Source organism: Micromonospora sicca (genome assembly GCF_003172935.1).
Lineage (GTDB): Bacteria > Actinomycetota > Actinomycetes > Mycobacteriales > Micromonosporaceae > Micromonospora > Micromonospora sicca.
The window spans coordinates 1-15,773 of record NZ_QGKS01000088.1 but is presented as its reverse complement, the minus strand read 5'-3'; the positions used below and the strand labels follow the sequence as shown (position 1 = coordinate 15,773).

Sequence of the window (15,773 nt, the reverse complement as noted above, 5' to 3'; positions counted from 1 at the left end):
CCGCCCCGGCTCCGCCTGCTGAGCCCCGACGATCCTGCCGGGGTCAACCGGCCAGCGGAAGGGGCTCGCGGGTAGCGCGGGTGCGGGTGCGGAGGCGGCGGAGCATCCGGGCGTCGGTGAAGCCGACGGCCCGGGCGGCGGACTCCACCGTGGCGCCGTGCCCGATCAGGTGCTCGGCCCGCTCCACCCGCAGCAGTTGCTGGTAGCCGAGCGGAGTCAGCCCGGTGGCCTGCCGGAACAGCCGGCTCAGGGTGCGCTCGGACACCCCGCAGACGGCGGCCAGCCCGGCCAGCGGGAGCAGCTCCGAGTAGTGGACGTCGATCAGGTCCTGCGCCCGGTGCACCGCGTCCGAGAGGTGCGAACGGTGTCGCATCATCGCGCTGGCCTGCGGTTCGTGGCCGTTGCGGCGGGCGTACACGACCAGGGTGCGGGCGATCCGGGCGGCCGCCGACGGGCCGTGCCGGGTGGCCACCAGGTGCAGCGCCACGTCGATGCCGCTGGCGATGCCGGCCGAGATGACCACCCGGTCGTCGACCACGTAGAGCACGTCGCGGACCACCCGGGCCGCCCGGTGCCGCCGGGCCAGCTCGTCCTGCACCTCGTGGTGGGTGGTGCACCGCCGCCCGTTCAGCAGGCCGGCCCGGCCGAGCGCGAAGGCTCCGGCGCAGATGCTCGCCACGGTGCCGCCGCGCGCGTGGTGGTCGGCCAGCCGCCGCAGGTCGTCCGCTCCGACCGGCCCTGCCAGCCCGTGCCCGGCGAGCGCGTACTCGGTGCGGGTCACGATCTCCCCGGCCGACAGGGTGCGCGGGTCGGCGAGGATCTGCTCCGGCGTGGCAGTCGCCGGGAGATCCCGGGTTGGGGTGGGGAAGTGAATGTGGCATCGGTCACGAAGATCATCTCTTGACGCTCTCTCTGCCCTAAAGCTAAAGGACGGAGATTCCCTCCACGCTGCGCGCGGAACACGCGGTGTGCGGGTGGATTCCTGCTTCTCGGCGCGGTGCCGGCAGGGGTGCCGGTCTTACCTGCGCTCCACAGGCGTTTAGGCTCTCGGCGCGTCCCGCCGCGAGGATGTTGATCGCCGCGTTGACGTCCCGGTCGTGGACCGCCCCGCATGGGCAGGTCCACGATCGGACGGACAGCGGTTTGGGTCCGTCGAGCCGCCCGCACGTGGAGCATGTCTGCGATGTGGGCGCGAACCGGCCGATCCGGCGGAAGCTGCGCCCGTACCGTGCGGCCTTGTACTCCAACATGTGCACGAACTGTGTCCAGCCGGCGTCGTGCACCGACTTCGCCAGCCGGGTTCGGCCGAGACCGGTGACGCACAGGTCCTCGACGTACACCGCTTGGTTGTCGCGGATGATCCGGGTCGAGAGCTTGTGCTGCCAGTCCCGCCGGCTGTCGGCCACCCGGGCGTGCGCCCGGGCGACCTTGACGACGGCCTTGCTGCGATTTGCGCTGCCCCGCTGCTTGCGGGACAGGTCCTGCTGCAACCGCTTGAGTTTGCGGGCCGCCCGGCGCAGGAACCTCGGCGCGGTGATCTTCTTGCCGTTGGACAGGACCGCGAAGTGCGCCAGGCCCAGGTCGATACCCACCTCGCCGTCGACCGGCGGCAGCGGTTCGTCCGCGGTCTGCACGACGAACGAGGCGAAGTACCGTCCGGCCGCGTCCCGAACGACTGTGACCGAGGTCGGCGCCGCCGGCAGTCGCCGGGACCAGCGCACCGCCACGTCACCAACCTTCGGCAGCCGGAGTCGGCCGTTGTCCAGGACCTTGAACCGGGCGTTCGCGGTGAACCGGATCGCCTGCCGGTTGTCCTTGCGCGACCGGAACCTCGGCGGCGCCACCCTGCGGCCCTTGCGCTTGCCGCTGACCGAGGCGAAGAAGTTGCGGTACGCGGCGTTCAGGTCCGCGAGGGCCTGCTGGAGCACCACCGCCGACACCTCACCCAGCCACACCCGCTCCGGCGTCCGCTTCGCCTCGGTGATGACCCGCTTCGACAGGTCGCCGTCCGACAGGTACGCCTCGCCCGCCTGGCGGGCCTGCTGACGTGCGCGCAGCCCGTCGTTGAACACCACCCGCGCACACCCGAACGCCCGCCCCAGCGCTGCCTGCTGTGCGGGCGACGGGTAGACGCGATAGTTGTACCGAAGCTGCACATCGGACAGTCTGGCATCCGCATCTGATACAAATGAACGCGGCGAGCGACCCGCACCTGGACCGCCTGAAGGAGATCAGGACATGGTGGTGCGCCGGCCCCGGCGGTCCAGCTCAGCGGCCTCCTCGAGGGTCGGCGCGCTGCCGCCCAGGTGCACCGGCTGCCACCAGGTGTCGTCGGCGCCGGCCGGGGCGTCCGGGTACTCCCGCTGAGCCCGGTCCACGAGCGCGCTCAGCCGGCTCTTCAGCTCCGCCGTCATGGTGCCGGCGTCCGGGTACCCGGCCGGGTCCATCGGCTCGCCGATCAGGATGGTGATCGGGGTGTGCCGCCGGGTCAGGGTGCGCGGCCGGCCCTTGGTCCAGAGCCGCTGGGTGCCCCAGAGCGCGACCGGGAGCAGCGGCACGCCGGCCTCCTGCGACATCCGGGCGGCGCCGTTCTTGAGCTCCTTGACCAGGAACGACCGGCTGATCGTGGCCTCCGGGAAGACGCCGACCACCTCCCCGCGCCGCAGCGCGTCCACCGCCGTGTTGTACGACCCGGCGCCGGCCGCCCGGTTCACCGGGATGTGCTTCATGCCGCGCATCAGCGGACCGGAGACCTTGTGCGTGAAGACGTCGTGCTTGGCCATGAACCGGACCAGCCGGCGGGACTCGTGCGCGCCGTAGCCGCAGAAGATGAAGTCCAGGTAACTGACGTGGTTGCTGGCCAGGACCGCGCCACCCGTGGGCGGCACGTGGTGGCTGCCCTGCACGGTCAGGCGCAGGTCGAGGACCCGGAACATCGTCTTGGCGGCGGCGATCACGGGCGGGTACACGAGTTCCGACATCCGGCAACTTTACCCCGCGTAGGTTACGGAACCGTAGGGGCGGAGCGTGCCGAACGGACACCCGGACCGGCCCGCCCTTCTGCCGTCGGCAGAGACCGCTGCGGGCGGCGGCGAAGCCGGACACCATGGCGGGATGACCGAACGCGCGGTGCTGCTCTGGATCCACGGCGGCGGCTGGCGAGGCCGGTACCACGAGGACGGCGCCGCGCTGGCCCCGCTCGGGCTGCGGGTGGTCGCGGCGACCTACCGCTTCGTGGCCGAGGCGCACTGGCCGGCCCAACTCGACGACGTACGGGCGGCCGCCCGGTCGACCCGGGCCTCGGCCGACGGGCTGCCGCTGCTGGTCGGTGGCGACTCGGCGGGGGCCACCCTCGCCCTGCACCTGGCCCTGCGCGGGGTCGACCGGCGCGGCGACGTGGCGGCCGGGCTGGCGTACTGTCCGGCGGCCGACCCGCTCGACGCGGAATGGCGGCGGCTGCGCGCCCACGACGATCCGTGGGCCGGCCTGCTCGGTCACCCGCCGGCCGCCGGCGACCCGGCCACCGTCGACGCGACCGTCGCCACCCACCTCGGTTCCGGCGTGCCGGTGCTGCTCGTACACGGGCGCGACGACCGGTCCGTGCCGGTCGGCCAGACGGTGGGACTCACGGCCGGCTGCTCGCCGCGGGGCACCCGGTGCACGCCTGGATCACCCACGGCGGGCACGCCCTCGACCTGGACCGTCCGGACATCCGGGCGGTCACCGCCACGTTCCTGGACAGCGTCCTGCCGACCGGGTGACGCGGCTACCGTCAGGGCATGCCCGACCTCGCCGCCATCGTCATCCACTGCCGCGACCCGTACCTGCTCGCGCCGTTCTGGAGCGCGGTCACCGGGCTGCCGGTGGCCGAGGTGGATCGGGTCCGGCTCGCCGACCGCTCGCTCGGGCCGACCGAGGCGGTGCTGCTGCGCGACCCGTCGGGGCACCGGCCCGACGTCTGGATCAGCCCGGCGGACGACGTGCCCGTCCCCGGCCGGATCCACCTCGACCTGGTCGGCGACGCCGAGGAGCGGGCGGCGGTGCTGGAGGCCGGGGCCACGGTGGTCCGCGAGTTGCCGCGGTGGACGGTGCTGGCCGACCCGGAGGGCAACGAGTTCTGCCTGCTCCCCCGGGCGGAGGCGCACGGCGACCAGACGCCGCCGGGGCACTGACGGGTGGCGCCGCCGGCCAGGGGCCGGTGGCGCTGTCACCGGGCGGCTACGAGGCGGCCAGTTCGTGCATGTCCATCCGGCCCCGGGCGAAGGCGTCCACCCGGCCCCACCGGCCCGGGATGTCCAGCACCTCGATCCGGCCCATGCCGATCGGCAGTCGCGGGTCGACCGCGAGGTGCCCCTCGTGCGGCTCCAGCCCGAGCATCGTGCGGAGCAGCAGCAGCGGCGTACCCGTCGACCAGGCCTGCGGGCTGCACGCCGTCGGGTACTCCACCGGGAACTTGGTCAGGTCCCGCGGGTAGCCGCCGAACGCCTCGGGCAGCCGCCCGTCGAAGTAGGTGGCCGCGTCCAGGATGCCGCTGGCGATGGTGGCCGCTTCCTCGGCGAAGCCGTACCGGCGCAGCCCCCAGGCGATGAACGAGTTGTCGAACGGCCAGATCGTGCCGTTGTGGTAGCCGATCGGGTTGTAGCGGACCTCGCCCTCGGCCAGGGTCCGCACCCCCCACCCGGAGAAGAGCCGCGGGCCGACCAGGTGCCCGGCGATCTTCGCCGCCCGGTCGTGGTCGACGATGCCGCTCCAGAGCAGGTGACCGATGTTCGAGCTGAGCACGTCCATCTGCCGACCGGTCGGGTCCAGGCCGAGGGCGAAGTACTCGCCGTCCTCCACCCACCAGTCCCGGTTGAACCGCTGCTTCAGCTCGGCCGCCTCACGTTCCAGCTGGTCGGCGTACGCCGGGTCGCCCCAGAACTCCCGAGCCAGCCGGGCGGCCCGCATCTTCGCGTCGTACGCGTATCCCTGTACCTCGCAGGTGGCCCGCGGGAACGGCGGCAGCGTCCCGTCGGAGTACGAGATCGAGTCCCAGGAGTCCTTCCAGCACTGGTTCTCCAGGCCGGTGTCGGTGTTGCGGCGCTCGTACCAGATGTAGCCGTTGCCGACCAGGTCGGCGTAGTCGTCGACCCACTTCAGCGCGGCCCGGCACTCCCGTTCCAGCTCCTTGACCAGCGCGACGTCGCCGGTCCACTTCTCGTACTCGTCGAGCAGCACCACGAACAGCGGGGTGGCGTCCACCGAGCCGTAGTACGGCGAGTGCGGCTGCTCCTCGAAGGCGGCCGTCTCGCCGTACCGCATCTCGTGCAGGATCCGGCCCGGGTCCTCGTCCCGGAAGTCGTCGAAGCGGGTGCCCTGCAGGGCGCCCAGGATCCGCAGCGTCGTCTTCGACAGGGCCGGGGCGAACGGCAGCACCTGCAGGCAGGTCAGGATGCTGTCCCGGCCGAACATGGTCATGAACCAGGGCAGGCCGGCCGCCGGTAGCGTCTGCCCGCCCAGCGACAGCGGCGAGAAGCGCAGCGCGGCCAGGTCGATCAGGCTGCGCCGGTATGTGTGGGACACCCGGCCGTGCTCGCTGTTCACCTTGGGCGCCCGGGCGACCCACTCCTCCAGGTCCTGCTGGAGGGCCAGCCGCTCGGTGCCGTGCGCCCGCAGTCCCATCCGCAGGTCCCGACCGCCCGGGCCGACCGCGGACGTCTGCACGTCGATCGCGGTGTTCCACTGCTCGTTCGGTTCCAGGTGGACGCTGAACGCGAAGCCGTTCTGGTCGTAGCGGGCCGGCACGGAGGAGCTGATGACGGTCTCCCGCCTGAAGTTCCCGCGTCGGTAGCCGATCCGCAGCCGGTCCGGCTCGATCTCGCGGTAGATTTCGCCCTTCTTGTTGAGGATCTCGTCCTTGACCTGGAACAGGTCGGCGAAGTCGGAGCCGGCGTCCATCCGGATCTCCACGTCGACCGGCTTCTCGTCGTGGTTGAGGAAGGTCAGGGTCTCCCGGAAGCTGCCGCCCACCGCCCGCTCCCGGATGATCGACAGCTTCGCGTCGATGTAGTGCGTCGCCATCCCCGGCACCAGGAAGAACCGCGCCTCGTAGTACTGGAGGTCGTCGTAGGAGAGCGCGTTGAGCCGCTCACCGTTGACGGTCAGCACCCACTTGGACAGGAAGCGGGTGTCGAGGGAGAACAGGCCGGTCGGCTCGCTCGGGGTGGCCTCGATGTCGCCGGTGTCCTCGGAGACCACGAAGGTGTTGCCGTCCAGGATCCGGACGGTGTTGGTGCCCGGCATCAGCGGGCCTCCCTCTGGAATGCGTGGCGGGGCCCGCGAGCATCCGGCGGACCGGGAAAGATCCGTTCGACCTGGAGCACCAGGCGCAGGTCACCCGAGACGGTCATGTCGCCCCGGAGCAGCGCGGCGATGGCGTTCTCACTGCCGGTGACCAGTTCGCCGAAGAGCCGCGGCGCGGTACCCACGACCGTGTCGGCTTCCCGGTCCTCCTGGCTCACGTGCAGGTTTCCCCGCTCGATCCGGAGCAGCCAGTGGGTGGTCTGCGCCCCTTCGTGCAGGTCGAAGCGCAGGGTTCCGGAGGTCTTCTGCAACAGGGGTTCGAACCCCCGCCGGTCCAGGTCCTCGAAGAACCTCGTGGTCGCGTCCAGCATCCGGTCCACTCCTCCCGCGGTCCGCGGCGTTCGACGTCCGAGGAGGGGTCCCCGTCGGGTACGACGTCAATCTCGCCCGGTTCGGGTGAGTCGCGCACGCCCCGGTGTCGGCGAACGGCGGTAACCTGCGACGGGAGGGGACAGGGAGGGCGAGTGGCGGGCCAACCGGAAATCGACCGGGAGCGGGTGCTGGCGTACCGGGTCGCGGCGCAGCAGCTCGACCGTCCCGGGCTGCGCCCCGCCGACCTCGACGTGCTGGCCCTGGGCGCGCAGGACACCCCGTACGGCTCGGCCCGGCTGGCGCTGGCCGCCCGCGTTCCCGCCGCCGGCGGGCTGGACGACGACCGGTTGGAGCTGGTCTGGTCGTTCCGCGGCGCGCCGCACCTGCACCGCCGGGCGGAGCTGCCGGCGCTGGCCGCCGCGCTCTGGCCGCTCAGCGACACCGACGCCACCCGTCGCATTCCCGGGCAGATCCGGGAGGGGGCGAAGCTGGGGCTGGTCGCGTTCCGGGCCGCCGCCGACGCGTTCCGGGCCGTGGTGACCGCGCCGATGGACCGGGGCGAGGTGAGCCGGGCGGTCACCGAGCGGATCCCGGCCGAGCTGAGCTACGAGTGCCGGCCGTGCGCCGCCCGGCACGTCTCCGGCGCGCTGTTCCAGCAGGCCGGCCTTGCCGGCGGCGTACGCCTGGCGGTGTCCGGGCGGACCGCGCGGCTCGCGCCGCTGGCCGAGCGCCCGGGGCCGCCCGAGGTGGCCGCCGGCACGGACGCGCTGGTCCTGGCCTACCTGCGGCTGCTCGGCCCGGCCACCATCGGCGACGTGGCCGCCTTCCTCGGCACGAGCGCCACCGAGCTGCGCCGGGTGTGGCCGGCGGACGCGTTTACGGAAGTCCGCATCGACGGTCGCCCGGCCTGGGTGTCGGCGGACCGGCTCGACGCGCTCCGGGCGGCCGAGCCGGCGGAACTGGTGCGGCTGCTGCCGCCCGGCGATCCCTACCTCCAGGCCCGCGACCGGGCCGTGCTGGTGCCGGAGAAGGCTCACCAGCAGCAGCTCTGGCGGATGCTGGGCAACCCGGGCGCGCTGCTGGTCGACGGCGAGGTCACCGGCACCTGGCGGGCCAAGCAGGCGGCCAAGGGGCGAGTGGACCTCATGGTCACCCCGTTCAGCGCGCTGCCCGCCCGGGTCGACCGGGAGGTGCGGGCCGAAGCCGAGGTGGTGGGCGCCACCCGCGGCGCGTCCGAGGTGCGGGTGGTGGTCGAGAAGCCCTGACCGGGTCGGCGGGGACACCCGGCCCCGCTCGGCACCAACGACGCCGGCCCCCGGATCGGGGGCCGGCGTCACCGCGGCGGACGGGTCAGTTGTTCGGTTCGTCGGCGCTGATGTCCGCGAGCACCGACTGGGGCTCCCGCTCGACGGCGAGGTCGCCCATCGAGATCAGCCCGACCAGGCGGCCGTCGTCAATCACCGGGAGCCGGCGGACGGCGTACGTCCGCATGAGGTCGGCGGCGGCCACCGCGTCGTCGTACTGGCTGACGGTGACCACGTCCTTGCTGGTGATCTGGTCGAGCCGGGTCGTGTTCGGGTCCATGTTCTCGGCGACGCCGCGGACCGTGATGTCACGGTCCGTGACGATGCCGACCACGTTGCCGCCATCGGTCACCACCACGTCGCCGATGGCACTGTCGCGCATCTCCTGCGCCGCGGCGGTGAGCGTGTCGCTGCCGTCCATCGTCACCAACCGGGTCGTCATGAACTCTCCGACCGTTGTCATGGTGCTCCCCTCTCGGTGTCGGCATGGTCGTCTACCCGCCCCCGCCGAGCGGTAACGCCCGCCGGTCGGCACGCGGTCAGCCGCGTGGGGGCATGCCGTAGACCCGCTCCACGTGCAACCGCAGCACGAGGCGGCGCTCGGCGACCATGGCGGCCCGGAAGTCGTCCCAGTCCGGGTGCTCGCCCTGCACCGCCCGGTAGAGCCCGATCAATTCCTCCACGGTCGCGTCGTCCGGCCGCTCGGCCACCGGGGTCAGCTCCGCCCGCGCCTCCGCCACCGCGTACGCCCACCCGTCGTCGCTGCTGACGTGGAAGCTCGCCCGGGGGTCGCGGCGCAGGTTGGCGGTCTTGGCCCGGCCGTCGGTGATCGAGACGCGGATCAGGCCCCGGTCGCGGTCGAAGGAGTAGACCACGTTGGACAGTTGCGGCCGGCCGTCCCGCTTGATGGTGGCCAGCACGCCCAGCCACCGGCCGGCGATCAGGTCGGTCAGGGCCCGCTGGGTCTTGTCGTCCGCCATGGCGTCCTCCGCGTCGAGTCGCTTGTTGCCGACTCCATCTCAGCGCACATTCGCGTCCACCGCGACGGTTCCCGCCCTGCGGCTCCGGTCCCGGGCGGCGCCGTCTCGGCAACCCGATCCGGCGAAGGCATATGCCCGACGAACGATATGCCTGACAGTCATAAATATGCCGCTCAGGCATATCGCTCGCGGGAACATCAGGTGGCGGCGTCCGACCAGCCGGCCGAGGCAGCCACCGGATGCGGCCGACACCGGCTGGTCGAGCCGCGGGCGGCGGGGGCCAGCGGCGGCGGGGGTCAGCGGCGCTCGGCGGCGACCAGCTCAGCGAGCTGCACGGCGTTGAGCGCGGCGCCCTTGCGCAGGTTGTCGTTCGAGCAGAACAGAGCCAGGCCGTGCTCGACGGTCTCGTCGGCGCGGATCCGCCCGACGTACGTCGGGTCCTGGCCGGCGGCCTGCAACGGGGTGGGCACGTCGGACAGCGCCACGCCGGGCGCGCCGTCGAGCAGCTGGCGGGCGCGGGCCGGGGTGATCGGGCGGGCGAAACGCGCGTTGATCTGGAGCGAGTGGCCGGTGAAGACGGGCACCCGGACGCAGGTGCCGGAGACCTTCAGCCCGGGAATCTCCAGGATCTTGCGGCTCTCGTTCCGCAGCTTCTGCTCCTCATCAGTCTCGAACGAGCCGTCGTCGACGATCGAGCCGGCGAGCGGCAGCACGTTGAAGGCGATCGGGCGGGCGAAGGACCGCGGCGCCGGGAACTCCACGGCGGCACCGTCGAAGGCCAGGCCGCTGGCGTGCTCGGCGACCTTGCGGACCTGCTCGTCCAGCTCGGCGACGCCGGCCAGCCCGGCGCCGGAGACCGCCTGGTACGTCGAGACGACCAGGCCGGCCAGCTCCGCCTCCTCGTGCAGCGGGCGCAGCACCGGCATCGCGGCCATGGTGGTGCAGTTCGGGTTGGCGATGATGCCCTTCGGCCGGTTCGCGGCGGCGTGCGGGTTGACCTCGGCGACCACCAGCGGCACCTCCGGATCCATCCGGAAGGCCGAGGAGTTGTCGATGACGACCGCGCCGGTCGCGGCGACCCGGGGGGCCAGCTCCTTCGCGGTGCCCTTGCCCGCGGAGAAGAGCACGATGTCCAGCCCGCGGTAGTCCGCGGTGGCCGCGTCCTCGACGGCGACCTCGCCGTCCCGCCACGGCAGGGTGCGCCCGGCCGACCGCGCCGAGGCGAACAACCGCACCTGCTCCGCCGGGAACGCGCGCTCCGCCAGCACCTGCCGCATCACGCCACCGACCTGGCCGGTGGCCCCCACAATGCCGATCCTCATGCCCGCGAGGCTACCCACGTCCCCGCCCGGGCGGGGAAGGCTTTCCCACCGCCCGGGCCGGCGACCGGCCTGCTCACCGGCCGGCAACGGGCACCGGTCCGACCCGGGGCCCGGAACGACGCCGCCGGACGGCCCGTTGGCCCGGAAGATCCCGCGCCACCGGGCCCCAGCGCCGAAGCATTCGCCGCCGCTCCCGGAACGCCCCGGCCGGCGGCACCGCGACCGACGTCACACCGCGCGGTCAGCCGGCGTGGTCGACGACCTCGCCGAGGTCGGCCGCCACGAGTTCGTCCCGGATCACCGCCGAGTCCCCCTCGACGACCAGGGTCAGCGCGTGCGGGTGCAGGTGCGTCGCGGCCGCCGCGGAGACCTGCTCGACGTCGGCGGCGAGCAGCGCCTCGCGCAGCCGGGCGTGGTAGTCGTCCGGCAGGTCGTGCACCACCAGCGTGGTCAGCGCGGCGGCGATCGCCCGCGGGCTCTGCAGCTCCACCGAGAGCTGACCGGCCCGCCAGGACCGGGCCACCGCCAGCTCGTCCTCGGTCACCCCGGTCAGCTGGGTCCGGGTGATCTCGCCGACCGCCTCGACCAGCGCCGGGGCGGTCACCGCGGTCTGCACCCCGGAGCTGACCGCGAACCGGCCGAACCGGCGGGACGAGGCGAAGTCGCCCCGGATGCCGTACGTGTAGCCGCGCACCTCGCGGATCAGGTGGTTGAGCCGGGAGGTGAACGCCCCGCCGAGCACCGTGCCGGCCAGCGTCATCGGCACATGGTCGGGGTGGGCCCGGTGCGGGGACGGGTGACCCAGACGCAGCGTGGACTGCACCGACCCGGGCCGGTCCACCAGGATGATCCGCCGCCGGTCGTGCAGCGTCACCTCGATCGGGCCACGCTTCTCCACCGGACCGCCGCCGGCGCCGGCGAACGCCGCCGCGGCGAGCGCGTCCAGGTCGATCCGTTCCAGGTCACCGGCGACGATCAGCGTCCCCGGGCGGATGAACCACTCGGAGTGGAAGACCGTGACGTCGTCCACGTCGAGCCCGGCCACGGTATCCGGGTCGCCGTACATCGGCCGCCCCCACCGGTTGCCAACGCCGAACAGGTCGGCCCGGAGCGCGGCGTCCGCCCGCGGGCCCGGGTTGGCCCAGTCCATCCGCAGCGCGGTCGCCTCGTCGTCCCGGACCCGCCGCACGTCGGCCGGGTCGAGCCGGGGCGTCCGGACGGCCTCGGCGAGCAGTTCCACGGCGGCACCCAGCCGCTCCACCGGCACCTGCACGCTCACCTGGAAGGAGTCCCGGTCCAGCCCGGTCACCAACTCGGTGCCGAGCGCCTCGATCGCCAGGGCGTACGCGGTGGCGTCCCGCTGCGCGGTCCCCTCCTCCAGGGCCTTGGCGAGCACCCCGCCGACGCCGTCCTTGCCGACCGGCTCCCGCCCGGCGCCCGCGTCGAGCAGCAGCAGCGCCACGGCGAGGTTCTGCCCGGGCAGGTGCGCGGCGACGACCTGCCCGCCGGCGACGGTACGGCGGACCACCTGCGGGAACCGGTACGGGCGGGCGGCGCCCGGGCCGGGACGGGCGGCGATCAGCGTCATGAGGTCTCCTCGGGCAGGTAGGTCAAGGTGGCCCGGTCGGCGGCGCCGAGCAACTCGGCGGCCTGTTCGGCGATCTGCTCGGCGGTGACCGCGAGCCAGGCGGGCAGGCGCTCACCGATCTTCGCCGGGTCGCCGAACTGGGTGGCGTACCGGCCGAGGACGTCGGCGCGCCCGTCCACCGTGGACATGTGCCGCCACCACTGGGTGCTCAGCAGCGCCTTGGCCCGGTCCAGCTCGGCCGCGGTCACCGGCACGGTGACCAGCTCGTCCACCACGTCGGCGAGTCCGGCGGCCAACCGGTCGGCGGTGACGCCGGGGCGGGCGGTGGCGGTGGCGATCAGCGGGGCGGGCCCGTGCGCGAGGTCGACGCCGTACGCCCCGACCAGGTCCGGCTGGGCGATCCGCTCGCCGTCGGCGAGGCGCTGGTAGAGCCGGCTGCCCCGGCCGGTGCCGAGGACGGTGGCGAGCACGGTGGTCACGTCGTACCCGGGGGTGCCGTAGGGGTGGGTGCGGTGCGCGACATAGACCCGGGGCGCGGGCACGTCGGCGGTGACCGTCTCCACCGCCGGGCGCCCGGTCGCCGGCACCGTACGCCCGTCCGGCGCGACCGGGATGTCCTCGCGGGCCGGGATCGCGCCGAAGTACTTGTCGGCCAGCGCGAAGACCTCGGCGGTGTCGGCGTCCCCCACCACGGTGAGCACCCCGTTGTTCGGGGCGTAGTACGTGGTGTGGAAGGCCTGGAAGGTGGCCAGCTCGGCGGCGTTCAGGTCGGCCATCGAGCCGATCGTGGCGTGGTGGTACGGGTGACCGGGCGGGTAGAGCAGCGGCAGCAGCCGCAACCAGGCGTCGCCGTACGGGACGTTCTCGTAGCGCTGGCGCCGCTCGTTCTTGACCACCTCGCGCTGGTTGTCCAGCGTCTCCTGGGTCAGCGCCGGCACCAGGCCGCCCATCCGGTCGGCCTCCAGCCAGAGCGCCAGCTCCAGGTGCTCGGCGGGGACGGTCTCGAAATAGTTCGTCCGGTCCGGGTTGGTGGTGGCGTTGAGCGAGCCGCCGGCACCCTGGACGAGCTTCATGTGTTCGGTCTTCGCCACGTTCACCGAGCCCTCGAACATCAGGTGCTCGAAGAGGTGGGCGAAGCCGGTCTGCCCGTCCGGCTCGTGCCGCGACCCCACGTCGTACCAGAGGTTCACGGCGACCGCCGGCGCGGTGCGGTCCTCGCTCACCACCACGCGCAGGCCGTTGTCCAGTCGGGTCGTCTCGATGGGCCAGGGGTAACCGCTGTCGGGCATGGCACGACGCTATCCGATCTCGCGGGCGGAAAGGTGACGAGCGGGGCGCATCGACGGTCCGGGCCGGGGTACTCGCGGAGCATGCCCAGCCTTCCCCCCGCCGCCGCCGAACGCGCGGCCGCCGCCCTGGCCCGCCGGCGGCACGCCCGGCTGCTGCATCCGACCGGCCGGACCTTCTCCGCCGAGGCGATGATCTGGGGTACGTCGGGGCCGCAGACGGGCGTTCCGCTGCTGGACCTGCCCGGCCGCTACCCGGCGACGGTCCGCCTGTCCAAGGGGGTGCCGACCCCGTCGGGCTGGCCGGACGTGCTGGGCCTGGGGGTGCGGCTCCACCGGGACCCGGAGCCGCCGGTGGACCTGGTGGTCTCGTCCAGCGGGGCGGCGCTACTGCGGAACCTGCCGCTGCCCCGGCGGCGCTTCACCGGGACGTACAGCTCGATCATGTCCTTCCGGGCGGGCCGGCGGCGGCTCTTCCTGGCCGCGCTGGCCGACCCGGACTCCCCCGACCTGGGCCGCAGCCTCGCCGACGTCTCCGCGGCGGCGGCCCGGGTGGACGCGCCGCGGCTGGTGCTGGCGGTGGCCTCGGCGGTCGGGCCGTGGCGGCCGTTCGGGCAGGTCTGCCTGGTCGACCAGCGCGGCGCCCGGGAGGACGCCGCGCTGGCCTTCGATCCGATCGGCAACGTGCCGCCGGGGCTGCGGGTGGTGGGTCCGATCGCGCGGTTGCGCGACCGGACCTACCGGGGTTCCCGCCTGGCCCGCGGCGCGTCGGCTCAGTCCGGCGGCTCGCTCGGGGTCACCGTCTGATCCGACGTACGGTGCTCCAGAACGGTGTCGGGGGCGACCTTCTGGTCCTCCCGGATGTCCGATTCGGTGAGGATGACGCCGGCCTGGGCCTCCGGGTCGTCGCTGCCCACCGTCGCCTCCTCGGGCAGCAGGTGGGCCCGGGACTCGACCCGGTCCTGGTCGTTCTGCTCGTGACTCATGCCGACCCACTTACCCGGCGCGGGGCTCAGCGGAACGGGCCGCGCACCTCGTAGGTGATCCCGCCGCCGTCCCGCCCTGCAGGTACGTCCGGCTGGTGAACCCGGCGGGAAGCTGGATGCCGTTGGCGTCGGCGCTGCCCAGCGGCCCGTACGGCCCGACGCCGGGCTGGGCCGGGGCGGCATGCGCGGCGCCGGCCCAGAGGCTGCCGGAGAAGGCGGCGGCACCGGCGACGGTGGCGCGCAGGACGGTACGTCGGTCCATCAGGAACCTCCACGAATTCGCGTTCGGTGCCGCCGAAACTACCGGGGGTCGAATCGAAGGAGGTGAACGTGAGGCGAGGCTTTCCCGACGACCTGGTGAGCCCGTCCGTCCCGTCGGGTACGCTGGCGGACGTGACGCGGTCGTATCGATGGTTTAGGCAGCCGGCTGGAGGAGCCGGTGACTTCACCATGATCTGACGTCACTCCTCTTCGAGCCGGCTGGGCAGGGATCGCTTCCCTGCCCTTTTGCGTACGAGCAGCCGGCTCGACCTCGGGCGCCGGCCCCGGGGCACGGTCGGCGGAAGGAACCCCACCGTGACGACCCCGGACGCCCATCGGGTCATCGACCAGCGGATCGACCGTGTCGTGCCGCTGACCACCCCGGCCCTGCTCCACCACCACCTGCCGCTGGACGCGACGCTCGCCGAGGCCGTGCTGGCCGGTCGGCGCGCGGTCGGCCGGGTGCTGGACCGTGCCGACGACCGCCTGCTGGTGGTCGTCGGCCCGTGCTCGGTGCACGACCCGGCCGCCGCCCTGGAGTACGCAGGCCGGCTGCGCGAGGTGGCCGACCGGCTCTCCGACGACCTGCTGGTGGTGATGCGGGTCTACTTCGAGAAGCCGCGCTCGACGGTGGGTTGGAAGGGCCTGATCAACGATCCCGGGCTGGACGGCTCCGGCGACGTCAACACCGGCCTGCGGACCGCCCGCGCGCTCCTGCTGGACGTGCTGCGCCTCGGCCTCCCGGTGGGCTGCGAGTTCCTCGACCCGATCACCCCGCAGTACATCGCCGACACCGTGTCCTGGGGCGCGATCGGCGCCCGGACGGTCGAGAGCCAGGTGCACCGGCAGCTCGCCTCCGGGCTGTCCATGCCGATCGGCATGAAGAACCGGCCCGACGGCAGCATCTCCACCGCGGTCGACGCGATCCGGGCGGCCGGCGTGCCGCATGTCTTCCCCGGCATCGACTTCTCCGGTACCCCGGCGATCATGCACACCCGGGGCAACGCCGACGGCCACCTGGTGCTGCGCGGCGGGGGCGGGCGCCCGAACTACGACGCCGAGTCGGTGGCCGGGGCGCTGGACCTGCTCCGCGCGGCCGGGCTGCCGGAGCGGGTGGTGGTGGACGCCAGCCACGCCAACAGCGGCAAGGACCACCGCAACCAGCCGAAGGTGGCCGCGGACGTCGCCGCCCAGCTCGCCGCCGGCCAGCGCGGCATCGTCGGCATCATGCTGGAGAGCTTCCTCCAGCCCGGCCGCCAGGACCTCGATCCCACCCGCGAGCTGGAGTACGGCAAGTCGGTCACCGACGCCTGCCTCGGCTGGGGCACCACGGCCGAGGTCCTGACGGACCTGGCCACCGCCGTCCGCACCCGCCGCGCCACCCTCCCCACC

General features: G+C 73.4%; 15 protein-coding genes and 2 pseudogenes. 5 read left to right on the top strand and 12 right to left on the bottom strand.

Going from position 1 to position 15,773, the window contains the following annotated elements:
* Positions 1 to 43 precede the first annotated feature (43 nt).
* The 3 genes from DKT69_RS03165 to DKT69_RS03155 form a co-directional block, all read right to left on the bottom strand.
* Positions 44 to 781, bottom strand: a complete 738-nt coding sequence (locus DKT69_RS03165) for a GlxA family transcriptional regulator (RefSeq protein ID WP_438361797.1) — start codon at positions 779 to 781, stop codon at positions 44 to 46.
* A 142-nt stretch (positions 782 to 923) separates the two neighbouring features.
* Positions 924 to 2,156, bottom strand: coding sequence for an RNA-guided endonuclease InsQ/TnpB family protein (locus DKT69_RS03160; RefSeq protein ID WP_109800095.1), 1,233 nt, complete (start codon positions 2,154 to 2,156; stop codon positions 924 to 926).
* Positions 2,157 to 2,231: 75 nt separating this feature from the next.
* Positions 2,232 to 2,981, bottom strand: coding sequence for a lysophospholipid acyltransferase family protein (locus DKT69_RS03155; protein ID WP_109800094.1), 750 nt, complete (start codon positions 2,979 to 2,981; stop codon positions 2,232 to 2,234).
* A 133-nt stretch (positions 2,982 to 3,114) separates the two neighbouring features.
* Between DKT69_RS03155 and DKT69_RS40955 the strand changes: the two are divergent.
* Positions 3,115 to 3,570 (top strand): annotated as a pseudogene (locus DKT69_RS40955) (alpha/beta hydrolase); the annotation flags it as partial.
* A gap of 209 nt (positions 3,571 to 3,779) precedes the next feature.
* Positions 3,780 to 4,172, top strand: coding sequence for a VOC family protein (locus tag DKT69_RS03145; RefSeq protein WP_109800093.1), 393 nt, complete (start codon positions 3,780 to 3,782; stop codon positions 4,170 to 4,172).
* 46 nt (positions 4,173 to 4,218) lie between these two features.
* On the opposite strand, the gene DKT69_RS03140 is transcribed toward DKT69_RS03145, so the two are convergent.
* Both DKT69_RS03140 and DKT69_RS03135 read right to left on the bottom strand, forming a co-directional pair.
* Positions 4,219 to 6,282, bottom strand: a complete 2,064-nt coding sequence (locus tag DKT69_RS03140) for an amylo-alpha-1,6-glucosidase (protein ID WP_109800092.1) — start codon at positions 6,280 to 6,282, stop codon at positions 4,219 to 4,221.
* Positions 6,282 to 6,653, bottom strand: a complete 372-nt coding sequence (locus DKT69_RS03135) for an SCP2 sterol-binding domain-containing protein (RefSeq protein WP_109800097.1) — start codon at positions 6,651 to 6,653, stop codon at positions 6,282 to 6,284. The genes DKT69_RS03140 and DKT69_RS03135 overlap by 1 nt, the downstream gene beginning before the upstream one ends.
* Positions 6,654 to 6,806: 153 nt before the next feature.
* Here DKT69_RS03135 and DKT69_RS03130 point away from each other — a divergent pair, with 153 nt between their 5' ends.
* Positions 6,807 to 7,919, top strand: coding sequence for a DNA glycosylase AlkZ-like family protein (locus tag DKT69_RS03130; protein ID WP_236647310.1), 1,113 nt, complete (start codon positions 6,807 to 6,809; stop codon positions 7,917 to 7,919).
* Positions 7,920 to 8,004: 85 nt separating this feature from the next.
* Here DKT69_RS03130 and DKT69_RS03125 read toward each other — a convergent pair whose 3' ends face one another.
* The 5 genes from DKT69_RS03125 to DKT69_RS03105 all read right to left on the bottom strand — a co-directional run bounded on the left by DKT69_RS03125 (position 8,005) and on the right by DKT69_RS03105 (position 13,137).
* Entirely contained in the window at positions 8,005 to 8,421 is a 417-nt protein-coding gene (locus DKT69_RS03125) for a CBS domain-containing protein (protein ID WP_109800091.1), read from the bottom strand.
* 76 nt (positions 8,422 to 8,497) lie between these two features.
* On the bottom strand, positions 8,498 to 8,938 hold the full coding sequence (locus tag DKT69_RS03120; protein ID WP_109800090.1) for a PPOX class F420-dependent oxidoreductase: 441 nt from the start codon (positions 8,936 to 8,938) through the stop codon (positions 8,498 to 8,500).
* A 296-nt stretch (positions 8,939 to 9,234) separates the two neighbouring features.
* Complete coding sequence (locus DKT69_RS03115; protein ID WP_109800089.1) at positions 9,235 to 10,260, bottom strand: aspartate-semialdehyde dehydrogenase; 1,026 nt, start codon at positions 10,258 to 10,260, stop codon at positions 9,235 to 9,237.
* Positions 10,261 to 10,501: 241 nt separating this feature from the next.
* Complete coding sequence (locus tag DKT69_RS03110; RefSeq protein WP_109800088.1) at positions 10,502 to 11,848, bottom strand: M16 family metallopeptidase; 1,347 nt, start codon at positions 11,846 to 11,848, stop codon at positions 10,502 to 10,504.
* On the bottom strand, positions 11,845 to 13,137 hold the full coding sequence (locus tag DKT69_RS03105) for a M16 family metallopeptidase (protein WP_109800087.1): 1,293 nt from the start codon (positions 13,135 to 13,137) through the stop codon (positions 11,845 to 11,847). The genes DKT69_RS03110 and DKT69_RS03105 overlap by 4 nt, the downstream gene beginning before the upstream one ends.
* Before the next feature lie 81 nt (positions 13,138 to 13,218).
* Here DKT69_RS03105 and DKT69_RS03100 point away from each other — a divergent pair, with 81 nt between their 5' ends.
* A complete protein-coding gene (locus DKT69_RS03100) occupies positions 13,219 to 13,941 on the top strand; it encodes a phosphodiesterase (RefSeq protein WP_109800086.1) in 723 nt (240 codons plus the stop codon).
* Here the strand turns inward: DKT69_RS03100 and DKT69_RS03095 are convergent.
* Positions 13,908 to 14,120, bottom strand: a complete 213-nt coding sequence (locus tag DKT69_RS03095) for a hypothetical protein (protein ID WP_109800085.1) — start codon at positions 14,118 to 14,120, stop codon at positions 13,908 to 13,910. The two genes, DKT69_RS03100 and DKT69_RS03095, sit on opposite strands and share 34 nt — an antisense overlap.
* Positions 14,121 to 14,169: 49 nt before the next feature.
* Positions 14,170 to 14,382: pseudogene (locus DKT69_RS03090) on the bottom strand (translocation protein TolB); the annotation flags it as partial.
* Between the two features lie 314 nt (positions 14,383 to 14,696).
* On the opposite strand from DKT69_RS03090, the gene DKT69_RS03085 reads away from it, so the two are divergent.
* A partial coding sequence (locus DKT69_RS03085; RefSeq protein WP_109800084.1) for a 3-deoxy-7-phosphoheptulonate synthase occupies positions 14,697 to 15,773 on the top strand: 1,077 nt, incomplete at its 3' end.

Bases quoted from the DNA above. Each gene is read 5' to 3' on its own strand.
- DKT69_RS03135 (WP_109800097.1), bottom strand. From the start codon at position 6,653: ATGCTGGACGCGACCACGAGGTTCTTCGAGGACCTGGACCGGCGGGGG.
- DKT69_RS03145 (WP_109800093.1), top strand. From the start codon at position 3,780: ATGCCCGACCTCGCCGCCATCGTCATCCACTGCCGCGACCCGTACCTG.
- DKT69_RS03140 (WP_109800092.1), bottom strand. From the start codon at position 6,282: ATGCCGGGCACCAACACCGTCCGGATCCTGGACGGCAACACCTTCGTG.
- DKT69_RS03100 (WP_109800086.1), top strand. From the start codon at position 13,219: ATGCCCAGCCTTCCCCCCGCCGCCGCCGAACGCGCGGCCGCCGCCCTG.
- DKT69_RS03105 (WP_109800087.1), bottom strand. From the start codon at position 13,137: ATGCCCGACAGCGGTTACCCCTGGCCCATCGAGACGACCCGACTGGAC.
- DKT69_RS03155 (WP_109800094.1), bottom strand. From the start codon at position 2,981: ATGTCGGAACTCGTGTACCCGCCCGTGATCGCCGCCGCCAAGACGATG.
- DKT69_RS03095 (WP_109800085.1), bottom strand. From the start codon at position 14,120: ATGAGTCACGAGCAGAACGACCAGGACCGGGTCGAGTCCCGGGCCCAC.
- DKT69_RS03120 (WP_109800090.1), bottom strand. From the start codon at position 8,938: ATGGCGGACGACAAGACCCAGCGGGCCCTGACCGACCTGATCGCCGGC.
- DKT69_RS03125 (WP_109800091.1), bottom strand. From the start codon at position 8,421: ATGACAACGGTCGGAGAGTTCATGACGACCCGGTTGGTGACGATGGAC.
- DKT69_RS03110 (WP_109800088.1), bottom strand. From the start codon at position 11,848: ATGACGCTGATCGCCGCCCGTCCCGGCCCGGGCGCCGCCCGCCCGTAC.
- DKT69_RS03115 (WP_109800089.1), bottom strand. From the start codon at position 10,260: ATGAGGATCGGCATTGTGGGGGCCACCGGCCAGGTCGGTGGCGTGATG.